At 40.3% G+C, this 17773-nt stretch carries 12 protein-coding genes and 3 pseudogenes; 11 read left to right on the top strand and 4 right to left on the bottom strand.

Going from position 1 to position 17773, the window contains the following annotated elements:
• Window positions 1-119 precede the first annotated feature (119 nt).
• Complete coding sequence (locus MAQA_RS02220) at window positions 120-1145, top strand: glyceraldehyde-3-phosphate dehydrogenase (RefSeq protein ID WP_036070858.1); 1026 nt, start codon at window positions 120-122, stop codon at window positions 1143-1145.
• Between the two features lie 60 nt (window positions 1146-1205).
• On the opposite strand, the gene MAQA_RS02215 is transcribed toward MAQA_RS02220, so the two are convergent.
• Window positions 1206-1424 (bottom strand): helix-turn-helix domain-containing protein, encoded by a 219-nt coding sequence (locus MAQA_RS02215; RefSeq protein WP_036070856.1) that lies wholly within the window; start codon window positions 1422-1424, stop codon window positions 1206-1208.
• Window positions 1425-1432: 8 nt separating this feature from the next.
• Window positions 1433-1981 (bottom strand): DUF2975 domain-containing protein, encoded by a 549-nt coding sequence (locus MAQA_RS02210; RefSeq protein WP_036070854.1) that lies wholly within the window; start codon window positions 1979-1981, stop codon window positions 1433-1435.
• 231 nt (window positions 1982-2212) lie between these two features.
• On the opposite strand from MAQA_RS02210, the gene MAQA_RS02205 reads away from it, so the two are divergent.
• Both MAQA_RS02205 and MAQA_RS14515 read left to right on the top strand, forming a co-directional pair.
• The gene (locus MAQA_RS02205) at window positions 2213-2881 is read left to right on the top strand and encodes an alpha/beta hydrolase-fold protein (protein WP_052008408.1); all 669 of its coding nucleotides are present in this window, start codon (window positions 2213-2215) and stop codon (window positions 2879-2881) included.
• Window positions 2878-3045 carry a hypothetical protein gene (locus MAQA_RS14515; RefSeq protein WP_159099948.1) on the top strand — a complete coding sequence of 56 codons (168 nt, stop codon included), beginning with the start codon at window positions 2878-2880 and terminating at the stop codon, window positions 3043-3045. The genes MAQA_RS02205 and MAQA_RS14515 overlap by 4 nt, the downstream gene beginning before the upstream one ends.
• 230 nt (window positions 3046-3275) lie before the next feature.
• On the opposite strand, the pseudogene MAQA_RS15115 reads toward MAQA_RS14515, so the two are convergent.
• Together MAQA_RS15115 and MAQA_RS02195 are read right to left on the bottom strand one after the other, a co-directional pair.
• A pseudogene (locus MAQA_RS15115) lies at window positions 3276-3482 on the bottom strand (SdpI family protein); the annotation flags it as partial.
• Between the two features lie 234 nt (window positions 3483-3716).
• Entirely contained in the window at window positions 3717-4346 is a 630-nt protein-coding gene (locus MAQA_RS02195) for an alpha/beta hydrolase (RefSeq protein WP_241463020.1), read from the bottom strand.
• Window positions 4347-4448: 102 nt separating this feature from the next.
• On the opposite strand from MAQA_RS02195, the pseudogene MAQA_RS02190 reads away from it, so the two are divergent.
• The 8 genes and pseudogenes from MAQA_RS02190 (at window position 4449) to MAQA_RS02155 (ending at window position 17259) form a co-directional block, all read left to right on the top strand.
• Window positions 4449-5418 (top strand): annotated as a pseudogene (locus MAQA_RS02190) (ABC transporter substrate-binding protein).
• A complete protein-coding gene (locus MAQA_RS02185; RefSeq protein WP_036070852.1) occupies window positions 5415-6419 on the top strand; it encodes a FecCD family ABC transporter permease in 1005 nt (334 codons plus the stop codon). The pseudogene MAQA_RS02190 and the gene MAQA_RS02185 overlap by 4 nt, the downstream one beginning before the upstream one ends.
• Window positions 6416-7198: an ABC transporter ATP-binding protein gene (locus MAQA_RS02180; protein ID WP_036070850.1), complete on the top strand. Its 783-nt coding sequence runs from the start codon at window positions 6416-6418 to the stop codon at window positions 7196-7198. The genes MAQA_RS02185 and MAQA_RS02180 overlap by 4 nt, the downstream gene beginning before the upstream one ends.
• A gap of 188 nt (window positions 7199-7386) precedes the next feature.
• Window positions 7387-8559 (top strand): rod shape-determining protein RodA, encoded by a 1173-nt coding sequence (rodA, locus tag MAQA_RS02175; RefSeq protein ID WP_036070847.1) that lies wholly within the window; start codon window positions 7387-7389, stop codon window positions 8557-8559.
• Window positions 8560-8902: 343 nt separating this feature from the next.
• Window positions 8903-15470: pseudogene (locus MAQA_RS02170) on the top strand (DNRLRE domain-containing protein).
• Window positions 15471-15512: 42 nt separating this feature from the next.
• Window positions 15513-15869, top strand: a complete 357-nt coding sequence (locus MAQA_RS02165; RefSeq protein WP_036070844.1) for a hypothetical protein — start codon at window positions 15513-15515, stop codon at window positions 15867-15869.
• A gap of 567 nt (window positions 15870-16436) precedes the next feature.
• Window positions 16437-16643, top strand: coding sequence for a hypothetical protein (locus MAQA_RS02160; protein ID WP_052008407.1), 207 nt, complete (start codon window positions 16437-16439; stop codon window positions 16641-16643).
• A 262-nt stretch (window positions 16644-16905) separates the two neighbouring features.
• Window positions 16906-17259, top strand: a complete 354-nt coding sequence (locus MAQA_RS02155) for a hypothetical protein (protein ID WP_036070837.1) — start codon at window positions 16906-16908, stop codon at window positions 17257-17259.
• Window positions 17260-17773 lie beyond the last annotated feature (514 nt).

Genomic DNA, 17773 nt, shown 5'->3' with positions numbered 1-17773 from the left:
AAATTTTTCGAAAAAATTTACAATTCGTCCCCTATAGGTAAACGCTTACATTTTTAAACAAGCCATGTTATACTGAACCTGCAAGTCGTTTTGCAATTATTTCTAAGGGGGAAATAAGCTTGGCGAAAAATGTAGCAATTACAGGATTTGGACGAATTGGCAGAATGTGTTTTAGGAAACTCATGATGGATGGTTTGGTGAACGTAGTCGCAATCAATGCCAGCTATCCAGCAGAAACGATTCAGCACCTCATTAAGTATGATAGTGTGCACGGGAAATTTCAGGGTGAAATAAAGATTCTTTCTGAAAATAAGCTCAAAGTTTGCGGGCAAGAAGTCTTGCTTGTGAATGAACGTGACCCGAGAAACCTTCTGTGGCGCGAACTAGAAGTCGACATTGTCATTGAGGCGACGGGTAAATTCCGTTCCAAAGAAAAAGCAGGGTACCACATTGAAGCAGGTGCGAAGAAAGTAATTATCACGGCACCAGGTGAAAATGAAGATGTCACAATTGTTATGGGTGTGAACGAAGCAGATTATGATCATGAAAAGCACCATGTGATTTCGAACGCATCTTGCACAACGAATTGTTTAGCACCTGTTGCAAGAATTTTGGATGAAAACTTCGGCATTGAAAATGGACTTGTGACGACTGTTCATGCTTATACGAATGATCAGCACAGTCTGGATAATCCACATAAAGACTTGCGGCGCTCAAGAAGTTGTACAACTTCGATTATCCCAACGACAACCGGGGCAGCCAAAGCAATTTCGCTTGTTCTGCCTCAACTCAAAGGTAAGCTAAATGGGACTTCTTTGCGCGTACCAACACCGGATGTGTCGCTTGTGGATTTAGTGGTGACTTTAAAAAATGATGTAACAGAATCTGAAATTAATGCGGCCTTTAAATTAGCTGCCCAAACAGAGTACAAAAGCATTCTCGATTATACGGAGGAACCGCTTGTGTCTGTGGACTTTACAACGGATCCACATTCGGCGATTGTTGACGGGCTCAGTACAATGGTGATCGAGAAGCGGCAAGTCAAAGTGCTAGCTTGGTATGACAATGAATGGGGCTATGCTTGCCGAGTGATCGATTTGGCTTATTTAGTTGCAGCTAAGATGGAAGAAGCAGTTCTACAATAGAATAACAGTTTTGTATCCTGAAAAAAGCGGAGGACTGCTATGTCCTCCGCTTTTTAGTATTTAGTTTTCTGGATCGTCATTGACGTATTCAAGAATGTCGCCGGGTTGACACTCTAAGACTTTGCAAATTTGGTTGAGAGTTGAAAAACGAATGGCACTAATTTTGCCCGTTTTCATTTTGGATAAATTGACATTTGCAACTCCGACTTTTTCGGAGAGTTCTTTTAACGATATTTTTCGATCGGCCATGACGCGATCTAATCTTAAAATGATAGCCATTTTTCACCTCATAACGTTTCATCAGATTCGGTTTGTAACTTCACGCCGTAGCGAAAGACTTCGGTTAGTAAATAGAAAATGGCAGCAAACAGTATTGTTGAATCAAGACCTAAATTAAATAGGTAACCGGGGAGTAATAGCGTGCTAAGGAGCGAGTAAAGCAGTTGTGGTACAAACGCATATAGAAATAGCAAAATGGAAATTTGCCGTAACTTTCGAACATACTTTTCTTGAAATGGCGAAAATTGAACGGCCAGTTCGTGGAAGATCTGGCTCGCTAGCCAAAGAATAGAGATGATCAGAATGGCTGAACATAGCAAAACGAGGGTAAGAATCCACATTTGAGCAGTTGTGTGGCTAACGCCATCATCTACTTGATTTTGCAAGGTGATTTGGAAAGAAGTGCCAGTGAATTGTTTTTCTTGAACGGTAGTAGTAAGGGTTTTCGGTTGAAAAATAATAATAAGGAACGTTAGCGTACCGCAAATGATGGCACTGATTTTTAATAAAAGGCTTAAGATCGTTGCAAGTTTTTGATTCTTTTGCTGTTGGCGCATAAGTATTCTCCTTCCTTTTCTGTTATTTTAGCAGGAAGTTAATAATAGTCAATATATTTTTAATGTTTATCGTTAATTTTTAAGCGAAAATAAAATTAGCTAGTCTAAGTTTATGAAAAGAAGGGGTATTGCCTAAAAGTTGTCACAAATGAAAAAGAAATTTATGCTACTGTGAATTTATAAAACAATTAAATGAAGTTTTTGTAAATTTTTGGAAGAAAGGGCAAGCCAATGACTGTTCAGTTACAAGGGAAATATATTACCAATAATTCGGATACTTTAGTAGTCATTTTTCAGGGCGTTTTTACAAAAACGAATGAAGCTTATGCAGATAAAGTAGTTCGAGGTGAAATTTCAGAGCAAACTGTTAAAAATTTACATGGATACTACCATTTCATGAAAGTATCCGAGCGAAATCCAACAAGAGATTATTTTTATCTTGAGGATTATTATTCTAGTTTATATGGTTGGTATTTATTCGATCATGGGCGCTTTATTTACGAAGAACTCAGTTCACAACTTTCGCAGTTTATCCAAAAACATCACTATAAACATGTCTATTTAGTAGGAAGTTCAAAAGGCGGTGTGGGAGCAATCATTCTTGCACTTCATTGTCCAGAAGTAGAAAAGGTGTTTACAATGGTTCCTGATTTGAAGATTTCGACGGATACGTTTGGGGCAAGTGGGCGCAGTCTTTTTTTCAATAATGATCCGGTATTTGAGAAGCAAGTAAAAACGATTTTTGAAAACAAGGCTCTTTTTAATGAACTGGAAAAAAGAGATGAAACGCCAGCTTTTTTTCTTTTTTTACAGGTGTGCGTGATTACGGTTTTAGGGCAATCACAAGTTTTCATCGCAAGCTTCAAGAAGAATACCAGATTGAAAGCCACTTACTTGTGATGCCAACTCCAGAACCGCATAGCCCACTCATTAAAAATCATCCGAATTTGATGAATCATTTGATTCAAAACTTAGATAAAGAACTGCCATGGGAAGAAGATGAATTTACTTCGGTTTCATCGTTTTCACATATTGCAACTTATAAAGCAATTGGTATGAAATAAGTGAAGGCTCATTAACTTTGGAGAAAAAGGACGGATGCTCTGAAACAGCAAAAACGAGTCTCAAAATGGAAAGAAGTAAGTTAACCCGAGCAGTGAGGCTCACAGTTTTGATGTGAGCACTCATTAAACAGAAATCTTAGGGAAATCCATTTGCTATTAAGTGGCTTTTCCCTTTTTTATTTTTTGTTTTGGGCGGATCAATGGCGTTCAGTAGTTTTATTCTCAAGCTTTTACAGTTTTGCTAGATACTTTTCTGTTTGTCTAATGGAAAGAAAAACTAGCAGAATGACTATCAAAATAAATAAACTGCTACGCACGAAGAAATTCAGCGGAATGAAAAGCAAAAGCAGATAAAGAAAAATCGCAAAAGCACCAAATGAGATCCAGAGTAAGCCTAAATAGCGATGGGCGGCTTCAAAGTGATGATCGCTTTTTAAACTTGCTTTGGTTCAGTAAGCTAAGGCGCTTGTTTTGTTTTGAGGTGTGAAAAAGCGAAAATAAATGCCAAAACCGATTAAAAGAAATGGTAAGAGAAAATCAAACATTAGAGCCACTCCAGTACGTTCTCGATGCTTTTATCCCAAAACTTGAAGTTGTGTTCACCAGGAGCTTCCACGTATTTCGCGTGGATGTTTTCTTTTTTTAAGAAGTCACGGAAAGCAAGGTTGTCTTCATAAAGGAAATCTTCGGTGCCACAAGTTTGATAGAGTTCTGGAAGCAACACACCATTTTTTTTTGTTTTCGCGAATGAGATGATACAGGTCGCTTGGCGTTCCGTGTAAGGTCGTTTTGCCGCCGGTAACAGCTTCAATAGAGAAGTTGTCGAACGGGTGATGCAAAATATAATCAATATCCATTACACCGGACATGCTTGCTGCTTTGGCAAAGTGGCTAGGAGAGGAAAGTGCCATTTTAAATGCGCCGTATCCTCCCATGGAATGACCGGCAACAAAGTTTTTTTCTCGTTCTTGCGCAAGTGGGAAAAGGGTTGGAAGTAAAGGGAGCAATTCTTTAGTGAAATAATCAAAGTAACGATGTCCATAAGCCATGTTGCTGTAAAAGCTATGGTCGAAAGAAGGCATGACAACTGCGATTCCTTTTTCGGATGCATAGCGTTCGATATTGGTGTTTCGAACGTAAGTTGAGTGATTATTCGACAAGCCGTGAAGCAAGTAAAGTGTGGGGTAGGGTGTTTGGTTGCCATGAGCCTGAAACCAGTCGTCACGTTCAGGGAGTATGATGGAAATGGAAGTCGTGGTTGCAAGTGTTTTTGAAAGAAACTGAAAATCAATGATAGCCATAAAAAAACTCCTCCTTAATGAAATTTGTTCTCATTTATCTTTTTGAATAAATGGCAAGTTTCTAGTACAATAAATATAACAGAAAACCTGAGGGAGGACACTATGAAAAAGGCTTATTTAGGAGTGATTTTCATCGCAGTTCTGTTTCTTACGGCTTGCGGAGCGAATGGGGATGCGACAAAAGAATCGCCGGATAAAAAGCAGTCAGATAAGAAAGCAGTTTTGACGATTAAAGATATGGCAGGAAGAACGGTTGAGTTTGAAGAAAAACCGAAGCGAATTGTTGCGCTCACAAATTCAGATATGAATATTTTATATGCACTTGGCACGACAGTCGTTGGAAGGCAAACTCAGGATGCGAGTGGTGTTGAGGCGGATGCGCTCAAAAAAGCCGCTGAAGTGGGGAATACGCATGATCTTAATTTAGAAAAAATTGCCGCTACAAATCCGGATGCGATTGTGGCGAGTTCAGAGCAAAACCTGAAGGATGTACCGGCGCTTGAATCGCTTGGCGCGAAGGTGATTTTAACGGGTGCTAATTCGATTTCGGATATCAAGAAGCAAACGGAGATCCTTGGCGAATTAGTCTGGCAACCGAAGAAGGCGGAGAAATTGAACGCCGAAATTACGCAGAATGAAAAAAAATGCAGAACAAAAAGCCCCGCAAAATAAGGTACGCTCACTCCTAGTTCTTGGTGCACCGGGTAGTAACTATGCGGCGCTACCGACTTCACTGAGCGGAGATGTGCTTGAAAAAGCGGGCGGGATCAATGTCGCAAAAGACTTTAAGGGAGTTGAAAACTTCCCGCAATACGCGGCACTAAATGTCGAAAAAATTGTGGCGGCTGATCCAGAAATTATCTTTCTCATGATTCATGGGGGGGACGAAAAGGAGACAGAAGCGGCTTTTAAAAAGGAAATGAAGCAAAATCAAGCGTGGAATTCCACATCAGCAGTGAAAAACGACCATATTGTTGTGCTCCCCGCTGATCTTTTCGGCACGAATCCCGGTCTTCGTATTGATGAGGCGCTTGCGTTAATGACGGATAAACTGAATCAGGTGAGAAAATGAGTAGCAGGAGAGATCCGAGAGCAAGGCGACGACTTTTGTCTTTCATCATCGTTTTTGTTCTCCTTGTCGCCGTATTTTTCTACAGCCTGACGACTGGTTCCGTGAAACTCAGTTACATCGAAGTCTGGCAAAGTTTAACAGGAAACGGGAGTGCGCTTTCGGACCAACTTGTGTTTAACTTGCGGCTACCGCGTATTTTGATTGCTTTTCTCGTCGGAGCTGCACTTGCGATCGCCGGTTGTTTGCTTCAAGGTGTGATGCGAAATCCGCTAGCCGACCCTGGCGTTATTGGTGTTTCAGCAGGTGGCGGTCTAGTTGCCATCATCATGACGATCGTTTTTCCAGCTCTTTCAGGATTTGTTCCCCTTGGGGCTTTTATTGGAGCCTTTGGGACAGCACTTCTTATTTACCTCGTTGCATGGGATAAAGGCGTTTCACCACTTCGTGTGATTCTATCAGGTGTCGCGATCAATGCGTTTATTTCCGCGATGACTTCTGGTGTGATGGTGCTCTATTCCAACCGGGTTCAAAGCGTTATTTCTTGGATGACAGGGACGTTATCTGGGAAAAGCTGGTACCATTTGGAACTTATTTGGCCATATATGCTTGTCGGCTTTGTACTAAGCGTGTTTGCCGTTCGCTCTTCTAATGTGTTGATGCTTGGTGACGATGCTGCGAAATTGCTCGGCTATGGCGTTGAAAGACATCGCTTCTTCATCATTATGTTAGCAGCTTTCTTAAGTGGTGTTGCGGTGAGTGTGGCGGGCTTGATCGGTTTTGTCGGTCTTGTTGTGCCACATATTTTCCGTTTGATCATCGGAAACGATTATCGCTATCTCTTGCCGCTATCAGCAATTGGCGGAGCTTTACTCGTCGCGTTCGCAGACACAGCGGCGCGAAGCTGGTTTGGCTCGATTGAGCTACCAGTAGGGATTTTACTTGCAATGATCGGTGCACCGTTCTTCTTGATTCTTTTACAACGCGGGAGGGTAGCTTCATGAAAATAGAAATGGATCAGTTATCATTCGCAAGAAAAAAAGAGTTTGCGATTCATGAGCTTTCTTTGCAAATTGAAACAGGAAAAATCACCACTTTGATTGGACCGAACGGATCGGGGAAATCAACATTGCTCCGGCTGATGATGCGGTTACTTTCGCCGAGTGATGGGCGCGTTTTGCTTGACGGAACGAACCTTCCAGATTTTAGTTCGAAAAAATTAGCACGAGAAATGACGATGCTTTCGCAGGCGCCAGATGGCTTGCTTGATGTCGTCGTGCATGACTTGATCGCTTACGGGCGCTTGCCACATAAAGCATGGCTCGAGCGATTAACGGCAGAAGATGAATCGGTGATTAACTGGGCGATTGAGGTGTGCAATTTAAAAGCACTTGCTTATAGACCGCTCCATACACTTTCTGGTGGAGAGAAGCAGCGCGCTTGGCTCGCGATGGCACTTGCCCAAAAGACCCCCGTTTTATTGTTAGATGAGCCGACAACTTATTTAGACATCTCGCATCAGCTCGAACTGCTGGATTTGCTTGAAAACTTGAACCGCGAATATGGTCTTACGATTGTTCTAGTTCTGCATGATTTAAACCAAGCGGCACAATATAGCGACCGAATCATTGCCTGTTCAGACGGGAAAATCGTTTCAGCAGGAACACCGCGAGAAGTTTTGACAGAACCTTTTTTGGAAAAGGTTTTCCAAATTCGCGCCGCGGTGACCGAACTTGAAGGGAAAGTTTCGATTCGACCAATTTCATCAACGCGTTTCTTATAAAAAACTTTAAATTAGAATTTGATGAAAATACTTCCTATCTCGTGCGAACTTGATTATAATGTAGAAAGATGTTTTTACTCATGATAAGGATTTATGATAAGATAGAAGTTGAGTTTTGAATTTGCTGTTTTTGGAAGCAAGGGGAATTTTGTTTTAGCTTGCAGCCTAACCAGTTAGGAGCGTAAGGAATGAACCAACAAAATAAGATGGCGGGGCGGATCGACTACGGGATTGTACTCACGCTAATGCTACTCTGTATTATCAGCTTAATTTCAATTTACAGTGCACAACTAACCAATGAGCAATATAATGCAAACTTTGTTGTGAAACAAGGAATCTGGTATGTTGTCAGCACGTTTGCAATTATTGTGATGATGCAGCTCGATTATGAAAAATTAACAAAATGGGCTTACTATTTTTACGGCTTTGGCTTGCTTACTTTGATTTTCGTTTTGATGTTTGGTAGGGAAGTGAAAGGCGCGAAAAGTTGGATTATTATTCCGTTTCTTGGAAGCATCCAACCGTCAGAAATCGTAAAAGTGATCATGATTATTGTACTTGCGCGAGTGATTATGAGCCATAACAAGAAACACCAGATTCATACAGTCAAATATGATTTTCTTTTGCTGATCAAGATGGGACTTATCATGTTGCCGCCAATGGCTTTAATCATGCTTCAGCCTGACCTTGGAACTGCACTTGTTTTTATCGCGATTGCTTCAGGGATGATACTCGTATCAGGGATATCCTGGAAAATCATCGTACCGATTTTTGGCTCGATTTTTACGGTTGGAGGTGCCGCCATTTGGATGGTTATTAACCACCAAAGCTGGCTCATCAAATTAGGCTTTAAGCCGTATCAATTTGAGCGGATTACAACGTGGATCAATCCGGAAACAGACCCACAAGGCGGTGGGTATCAAGTCTTACGAGCGATGACGGCGATTGGGTCTGGACAAATATCAGGAAATGGTGCTGGCTATAATGCGATTTCAATTCCAGAGAATCACAATGACTTCATTTTTACGGTCATTGGTGGGGATTATGGCTTTATCGGAGCAAGTATTTTGTTAGCTCTTTATTTCCTTCTGATTTATCAAATTATTCGTGTAGCGCTCGATATTAATGTGCCATTTTATTCGTATATATGTACGGGTGTTGTGATGATGATCATGTTCCACGTTTTGGAGAATGTTGGAATGAATATCGGTTTACTTCCGATTACGGGGATTCCGCTTCCATTTGTAAGTTACGGAGGAAGCGCCTTACTTGGAAATATGATGGCCATTGGATTGATACTTTCGATTCGATTCAATTACCAGAAATCCATGTTCACTACCCGTGAACGAAAGGCAGAATAAAACAAAAACCTCTTCTAAAAGAAGAGGTTTTTGTTTGTGTAAAAAGCCTATGATAGAAACAACAGTTTGTTAGGAGGAGGATATAAAAGTAGAGTGTTTTATCAGTAAATCTGAATTTTGTCTACTAGTTTTCTAGAAAAAGTTGAAAACTTTACCAGTTAAAATTCACAAAGTTTTCACATTTTTTTAATTTGGACCATGTTATAATGGATTTTCACAGGGATCAAAAGTAAGTAGTATAGTTTGGGAGCTATACTACTTTTTTTAGGGAAACTTTTTGAACATTTAAGTGGGCGAAGCGAGTTTAATAAGCCTTAAAAAATGACTCAAAAAGGAGACAAGAATGAAGAAAAATTTTAAAAAAGGGTTGCTCAGTTTGATGGCGGCAAGTTTGGTTTTTTCGTTGATTCCACCTTACGAAGGGAAAGCTGAATCAGATTCTGACGCACAAAAAGAGAAAGCAGAGACGAAAAAACAAACTGAAAAGCCAACGGAAGTGGTTAGCGAAAGAACAGAGAGTGAAAAGGTTTTTGATAATCACGATGGGAGTTTTACTAAGCAGATTTTTTCGGAACCCATTCATATGGAGGAAGATGGTAAGCTCAAAGAAATGGATCCGGTGCTAGAGCAAGAAGAAAAATCGGATGTGATTCAGCCTAAGCAAACGAAATTAGAGATAGAATTTTTAGAAAAAATGGATAACGGGGCTTATCAGAAATTGACAAAGCCTGGTGCGGAAGTTGTTTTTGCTTTAAAGGGAGCTAAACAAGGGGAGAAAGAAATTGATGCGCAAGATCAGACAGCGAAATTTAAAGAAAATGAAGTAACTTATCAAGAAGTTTTGCCGAAAACAGATTTGCGTCATCTTACATTTAATCGTTCGGTGAAAGAGGATTTAGTTCTGCAAGAACAAACGGAAGCCGATACGTATGTTTATCAAATTGAAACAAAACTTGCGGTTACGAAAGAAGAAAACGGTGATATCGTTTTCCGTGATGCGGCAGGGAAAGTAAAATATACACTGCCAAAACCCATTTTGGCAGATTCAAATGTCGATGAAAAAACTGGGGAAGCAGCGACTACGAATCAGTCATATTTCGAATTGAAAAAATTGACCAAAACAGTTTATCAACTCGAATTAAAAGTGGATATGGACTGGTTTCATGATGAGAAGCGTGTTTATCCGGTTTATGTGGATCCATCGATTCGTTTGGATGAAATTTATAATGCTAATGTCAATTCAGCGAAACCAAACGAAAACAATATTGGAAGCAAGTTATGGGATTCCGGTCAGAATGCCTATACGCTAAAACTGGGGAAATGGGATAATAGCACGGGGAATAATGGGGCGTTCCTTAAAATGGATACGTCCACTTTGCAAAAGGCGACCATTTCGAAAGCGACGCTCAAGATGTATAATATTTGGCACATGTCGCCGACGCTTAAGAATGATATCTGGGTATATGAAACGTCTGCCAACTGGTCCCCGTGGCAAGTAAACTGGAATAATCAACCAAAAGCACTACGGATTGGACAAGTTAGTGTTGGCCGTGGGCAGTGGGCGGCTGCAGATGTGACAGGAACGGTTCAAGCTTGGGCAAGTGGAACGCGTCCAAACTATGGCTTTAGACTTGGAACAAATATTGATCAGAATTACTGGAAAAAAAATTGTGGCTTCGGAGAATAATACGAATTATCCGTATCTCGAAGTGACTTATTCCTACAATAAACCTGCAAAGCCAACTGTACAGGGCTTTTCGAATGGCGTTGGAACTGGAACAGGGTATTTCGATGTTTCTTGGCCAGCCGTTTCTGGAGCGACAGGTTATGAAGTGATTTTCAACAACGGAAAAGAGGACTTTTTCTTTTCAGCTGGAAAGAATACAAGCTGGACTTCAAAGGGAAAGAAAATTTTCCCTACGCAAGCAGAAATTAATGCAGGCGCTTTTGAATTCCATCAAGATGGTAAGGGGCAAGATTTTATGACGGATCCACGCGCTTTTTATGAAAATGGATTCGAGTATTATGGGTCTTCTTGGTTCCGTAATCAAACGCGTTATACGATTCGCGTGCGGGCACTTTATCCGGGCGGTGAAAGTCCTTATTCGGATGTGACGAGTAATTACTTGCCACTTGAAAAGCAAAAGATTCCAAATGCCAAAGCTTACTCGAATTTAGCGAATAAAAATTCGGGTTATGTGGAACTTAATTGGGATAAAGATCCGCTCGCGGATGGTTATCAAGTTTTGATGTTTAATGGAAAAGTCAATCAAACTTTTGATGTCGGTAATGTCACGAAATGGACAACGCAAGGAAAAGGGATTTGGCCGACAACAACGGAAATTGAAGCAGGTGAATGGACACTTCATACAGATGGGAAGGGAACTGAGCTTGCAAGAGACCCGTCCCCTGTTTATAAAAACTCTGGTGGCGTGTACCAAGATCGGAAAAATTACTGGTTCCGGATTGTTTCTTATCAAAAAGCGGGAAATCACAAGGAAAGTATCAAATCGGAACCCGCTACCCCGCAAATTCCTGAAGTTTTAAATAAACAACTTGGGATGTCAGACTACTGGATGAGTATTCCAGTGCGTGGCGGGGAAGTTAATGCGACGAATGGAAACTTTTTATTTCATGAAACAGATTTTAATATTGAAGGTCGCGGTCCAAGTATTAATATCGACCGAACATTCAACAGTCAAGATGAGCAAATTGGCTTGTTTGGGTATGGCTGGACAAGTACGCTTGAGGAAAAACTGATTGAGGAACCAAATGGTGATGTTCTTTGGGTGGAATCCGACAAGAAGTCGCACCGCTTTAAGAAGAAAGATGGCAAGTATGTGGCGCCGGCTGGGATTTATTCGGAGCTTTCAAAGACGGCGGAAGGCTATCTTAAGGTTGAAGAGGATAAATCAGAAACACGGTTCTTGGCTGATGGAAGGCTATCTTCTGAAAAGGACACGAGCGGGAACGTGCTTAGCTATCTATATTCGAGCGGTTTGCTTACGGGCGTGAAGGATGCTTCTGGGCGGACGGTGAATTTTACGTATCAGGACGGTCTCATTTCGAAAATGACTGGGCCAGAGGGGCGGACGATCACTTACAGCTATAATGACAAGCAGGAGCTCATGAGTTCTTCGACAGCACGTGGGAAGTTGTATCGTTATGGCTATACGGATGAGAATTTGACGACAATTTATGATCCAAAACATACGGAAGAAAAACCGTATCAGACGACGTTTGATTATGAGGATAAAAAGCTTGTTGGGATTACTGATCCGGTTGGCAAGAAAACGGGGATTGTGTATGATGAGGCAGCACAAACGGCAACTTTAACGAATGAGAAGAAGAAAAAGACGGTTTATGAATACAATGATGCTGGAAACCCGAGGAAGGAAATTGTCGATGCGGATGGCTTGAAGCTTACGACAAGTTATACGTATGAGTCGAACAATTTGATTAAGGAAGTGAGTCCGAAAGGGCAAACGGAAACATATAAGTATGATGCAGATGGGAACATTACTGAAACAACGGATCCCTATGGAACGGAGAAGTTCACCTACAATAAGAACAATGATGTGACTTCTGAAACGGATACGGAAGGACGGAAAACAACGGTTGCTTATGACGGAGCCGATGCGGTTTCGGAAACACTACAAACGGAAGCAAACCGTTCATCTGTGACGCAATATGATGCTTATGGAAATGCAGTTCGGGGGAGTGGCGAACTTGCCGCGGCTCATAATCTTGTGAAAAATAGTGGCTTTGAAGAGGGCATTACGAACTGGGCGAAAACGGAATTTAATGGCAAAGGCACGATCAGTCATGACGCGTCGCAAAGTGCTCCTGGTGCGCTCGGCGGAAGTGGGGCACTCAAGATTGTCAGTGAGGCATCAAATACGGATCGTGGTTATACGTCTGCGATTCAGTGGGTAGATGTAGAGCCGGAAACAACATATACGTTTAGTGCTTGGACGAAAGCGGAGAATATGACGAAATCCGATGGTATGCTGATTGCTCGCAAAAAAGATGCGAGTGGAAAAGATATCACTGATGCTGGCGTTTGGGCGTCCAATAGGCCAACTTCAATCAAAAGTAACAGTGGTTGGGTGAAACGTCAATTTACATTCAAAACTTCGAAGGCGACACGACAAGTAGTGCTTTATCTTCAAAATGAACAAGCTGCTACTGGAAAAGGTCGAGGAACGGTTTGGTATGACAAAGTTCAATTTGAAAAGGGTAGCTCATCTTCAAGTTTCAACCCAGCTTTAAACGGAAGCTTTGAAGAGCACACGAATCAAACAGCGGCTGGTTGGACGCGAACTGGAAATGCTTCGCAAGTTGCGCTAAGCGTTGTTGATACAGAATCTTCAAGTGGTGATAGTGCGGTTCAAATGGAGCGAAAAGCGACAACGGATGCGCCAGCTTACTTAGGACAATTTGTGAAACTAAATCAAAAAGTAGCGAAACCGGTCACGATTACGGGGATGTCCAAATCAGAAAATGTGAAAGCAAATGGCTCAACAAGCAACATGGTGAAAGATTATTCGGTCTGGGGCGACGTGATGTACCAAGATGGTACGAAAGAATATGTGCAGGCACCTCTTCCACTTGGAACGAATGATTGGAACCGTAGTGCGGTAGTTGTGAGGCCAGCGAAGCCAATTAAGGAAATTAAGCTTAATGTGATGTTTCGTGGAGCTTTAACAGGAAAAGCTTGGTTTGATGATTTCCGAATCGTTGAAGGCGAGGTTCTAACGCGTGATGAGTATGACGCGGATGGGAATTATGTGACGGCGAGCTTCGATGAGGAAGGTCGGAAAATCAGTTTTTCGTATGACGCTTATGGAAATAAACAATCAGAAGTGGATGAAAAAGGCCACACAAAACGGTTCGAGTATGATGCGGACAATGCGCTAACGAAAACAACGCTGGCGAATGGCACCGCAGTTTCCTATAAATATGACGACAACGGAAACACGACGGAGAAGTTTGTTACGGCAGATGGTGTGACACAGGAAAACAAGTTTGTGTATGATGTCGATAATAAGAACACGGAATTTGTTGACGCGCTTGGCCGGAAGATTGTTTATGAATATGATGCGGCTGGAAATGAAACAAAAGCCACGATGCCAAATGGACGTGTGACGGAAAGTACGTATGATTCGGCGGACCGTGTGAATGGTGTGAAATGGAACGGAGAAAATGCGTTCCGCTTCCAGTATGATCCGAATGGCAATCAAACGAAGGTAACGGATGATGTCAATGGACTCGTGACGGACAAGGTATATGATGATGCGGACCGGATCACGGATGTGAAGGAGCGCGGTGGTTCTGTCAGCTATGCGTATAAGGATAAACCAACAGCAAGCAACAAAGGCAAGACGGACAAAGTGGAATCCGTTTCGATCAGCCATGGTGCTTTCACGGCAAAAACAATGTATGCGTATAATGATTTAGACCAAAATACGCGAGTGAATGATGGGAGCAAGAATGCTTATTTCGAGTTTGACGAATTTGGGAACATCGGCGTGTATACAGCTGGGAATGAAACGGCTGCGAATTATAGTTATGATAGCACGCAGAAAGTGACCAATGTTTCGATCGGAACTAAGGAAGGCGAAGCGATTCTTGATGAAAGTTATACGTATGACGCGGCGAGCAATCGCACGAGTATTGATAACAAGAAGTCCGGGAAGACGCTTTATGAATATGATGCGGTGAATCAACTCACAAAGGAAACTTTGCCTGACGGAACAGTGAAAAGCTACGCGTATGATGGTTTTGGGAACCGTACGCAAGTTTCGATCAGCGGAAGCGAGACAAAGACGATTGCAGCATCGTATAATAAAGGTAACCAGCTCGTTTCCTGGAATGGAGAAACACTGACGTACGACGAAAATGGCAACCGTGTGAGTGACGGCAAATTTGTCTATGCGTGGGATACGGGTGATCGCTTGGCGTCTGTGACGAAAAAGGGCGAGAGTAAGCCTTTTGCGACGTATACGTATGATGATGACAACAGACGACTATCGAAAACGGTAGACGGCGTTGTCACGAACTATCATTATGATGGCGATAGTATTGATGTCTTGTATGAGACGGATGCAAGCGGGAAAGTGACACGGCAGTATGTGTATTCGGATAATAACGTTCGTCTCGCGATGAAGATGAATGGGAAGACGCTGACATATCATTATAATGCGCATGGGGACGTTGTGGCACTTACGGATGAAGCAGGGAAAGTGGTAGCTGAGTATGCGTATGATGCTTGGGGAAATGTGCTTTCGAGTCAAGCCGAAACGACGGAAGCAAAAGCGAATCCTTATGGCTATGCCGGATATACGTATGATGCGGAGCTAGGTCAGTATTATTTGATGGCTCGTTATTATGAGCCGAAACAAGGTGTTTTTACGGCGTACGACCCGGATCCAGGCGACGAAGATGACCCGCAGACGATGAATGGGTATAATTATGTGGGGAATGATCCCGTTAATAAGGTAGATCCAGATGGGCATTTTTGGCAGTATGTAACTGCTGCTGGTATTGGTGCAGCAATTGGAGCCGCTAAGTACTATGTTGGAAATAAATTGCGCGGTAAAAAGTCTACTTGGAAAGGAGCTGGAAGAGCAGCTTTAAAAGGAGCAGGTAAAGGTTTGATGTGGACAGGAGTTGGAAGGGCACTGGGATTTGTTTCAAAAGGAAAGGTCTTTTTACGAGCTGTTAAAACAAGGCGATTGAAGCAAAATTTTAAACAATATGGTAGACATGCTAAAAGACTTTTGAAAAATCCTAAAAAGCATTTAAGAAGAACACCGGTCAGGAGATTAAAGGGAATGAGAAAGGCAAGGAAAAAATCTACCAAGGCTAAACTGAAAAGCATGTCTAATGCAATAAAAAAACATAGGTGAAATAAATGTAACTTCATGTAATTGAAGTATTGGAGGATAGTTATGATTGAATTTGGTGTAGACCTATTAATAAATTTTATTACTTTTGGGATTTGTTTCTTACCACTATATTTTGCGGAGAAGAGTCGTCCTCTTTTTGAAAATATTGCTGTTGCTATGGCTTTTATAGGATTGTTGGGAGTTGGGACAGGCATTTTTATTAGTTCAAGCGAGGAAATAAGCACATATGCTTATATAATTTTAATTGTCCAGATTTGCGCTTTGAGTATTGATGGGATATTAATTTTATGGAAAAAGAGATTTGGAAATAACAAATTTTTGGTCATAATATCTATATTAATATCTATAGTTTCGATGATTTTATATATTTATTATGTCATAGCTAGCTTTATTTATTAAAGTAAATGAAGCTGTGAGAATACAAATAACAAACGAAGAATGGATTATTATGACTAATAAAGTAATTTTTTAGTGATAGCTGGTCTTTCATTGTAAGACGCATCATTTCTAATGTATATAAATTTATCTAGGAAAGTAGCAGAAAAAGAAGCTCGGATAATGAACGAATCAGTTGTCTATCCAATGATTAAAAACTATTTTTATTAGTGTGGATCATAGCTAACAAAGTAGGTGGAGGAAAAGACTAGAGTTTCAATCACAACTCTAGTCTTTTGAATTTTACTCTATTTTAGCAAAGCTAGGTCAGGAATAAGGATCTCAAATCAAAAAGAAGTGGATCCATTTTTAAAAGAAGAGTTTGTAAAATATGGAGAATGGTTGAGAAGTTATTATAATTTTCCACAAAGGATAAGAGTTTATGTAAAAGCAGATAAATATATTACTGCACTAAATGGAGATCTGGTTACAGGTGCTTTTTTTTGCACCTTTTGATAAAATGGAGGAGCCTATATAAAAGTCGCAACAGGAGATTTTACCAAAGGGAAACAAGAATATGGAGTTTTTCAAATGATATTTAACACACTCAATACACTTTCCCATGAAATCCAACATTATTATCAGTGGCTGGATGATGAGCTATTTGATGAAGAGGAAGCGGAATATGGTGCAGAAGAGCTTACATATGAATATCTTTCTTTTTATAAGGAGAATTTTTTTAAAAAAAAGGTTTTCAATTTGTATAAAATAGACAATGTGAAAGCAATTATTTTTTAAGAATTGATCTAGAAAGTTTTTTCAAATGTTTGTAAGCAGAATGTGGAAATATAAGAAAAAAATCGAGCTAAAGAAGTACAAAAAATTTTATAAAAAGAAGCGGATATACAGAGGAAAAGTAAGGAAAAAAAGAGAAGAAGATAATCTTAAAGACATTGAGTAACTGAGGCGATAGCATTTATCATTTGAACAGCGGAGTTATCGCCTTGTGAGTAGATTCTCAATGAAACAACTATAAGTTTCATTTATGAGGGGGAAAGAAATGGTTATTGTATTTAAAATAGTTGTTGTAGTTTTTTCATATTTGATCTGTAGTATATGTGCTAAAAATATTTTTGATTTACAAAGGGAACTAAATGGTCTAAATATAGCTCTAGTTATTGTACTGGGTTATATATTTATGGCAAATCTACCTTTAACTTTTGCTTATTTCATTATATGGGATACTGTTAATTATTATTTTTTGTTCCAAATAGCTATAATTCTTGTTTTGAATCTAGGCTTTCTTTTAATAAGGCATAACAAGGGAATGATTTATTTTTCTTCATTACTGGGCATTGGTGCGGGATTGTATAACGTTCATTTATTCGTTACCGTTCTTATTTTAAATCCATAAACTGAGGTGAGATGGTGGAAAATTTTATAGATGGTTTGTATTTTATTTTAGCTGGATTAATAGGTCTTTTTTCATCCTACTTGATGTTAAAATACTACATTTTCTCTGATAAAGAAAAGCAAAATAAATTCAGGGATCTTTTTGCGTATATCCACGTGGGAATTGCGTTATATACACTTTCGCTTTGCCTCGTTATATTTCAGGTAAAGCTAGCTCATTTGGGATTTTTTGACATTGTAACTTTTATTTTATCAATTGCTGTAATACTAATATGGTGGTCAATAAGCAAGAAAAAATTAACAAAGAATATCTTTGTTTATTGTACGAGCTTTCTTTTGATGTTGTGTATTTACATCGGAATATTTGTCATTCCAACTTTTTACTAAACCAACTTAATTTATTGCCATTTAAACCTTAAAATAAGCTTAGAAGTGGGGAAAGAAAAGCAACTGCTGAATATAGGAGGACTACAAACAAAAAACATAAAACTAAGTTTAGATTAAGGAGATGGTGA

The organism is Listeria aquatica FSL S10-1188, from assembly GCF_000525795.1.
Taxonomy (GTDB): Bacteria; Bacillota; Bacilli; order Lactobacillales; family Listeriaceae; genus Listeria; species Listeria aquatica.
The sequence above is the reverse complement of the archived record's forward strand: the minus strand, read 5'-3'. Positions and strand labels throughout refer to the sequence as shown.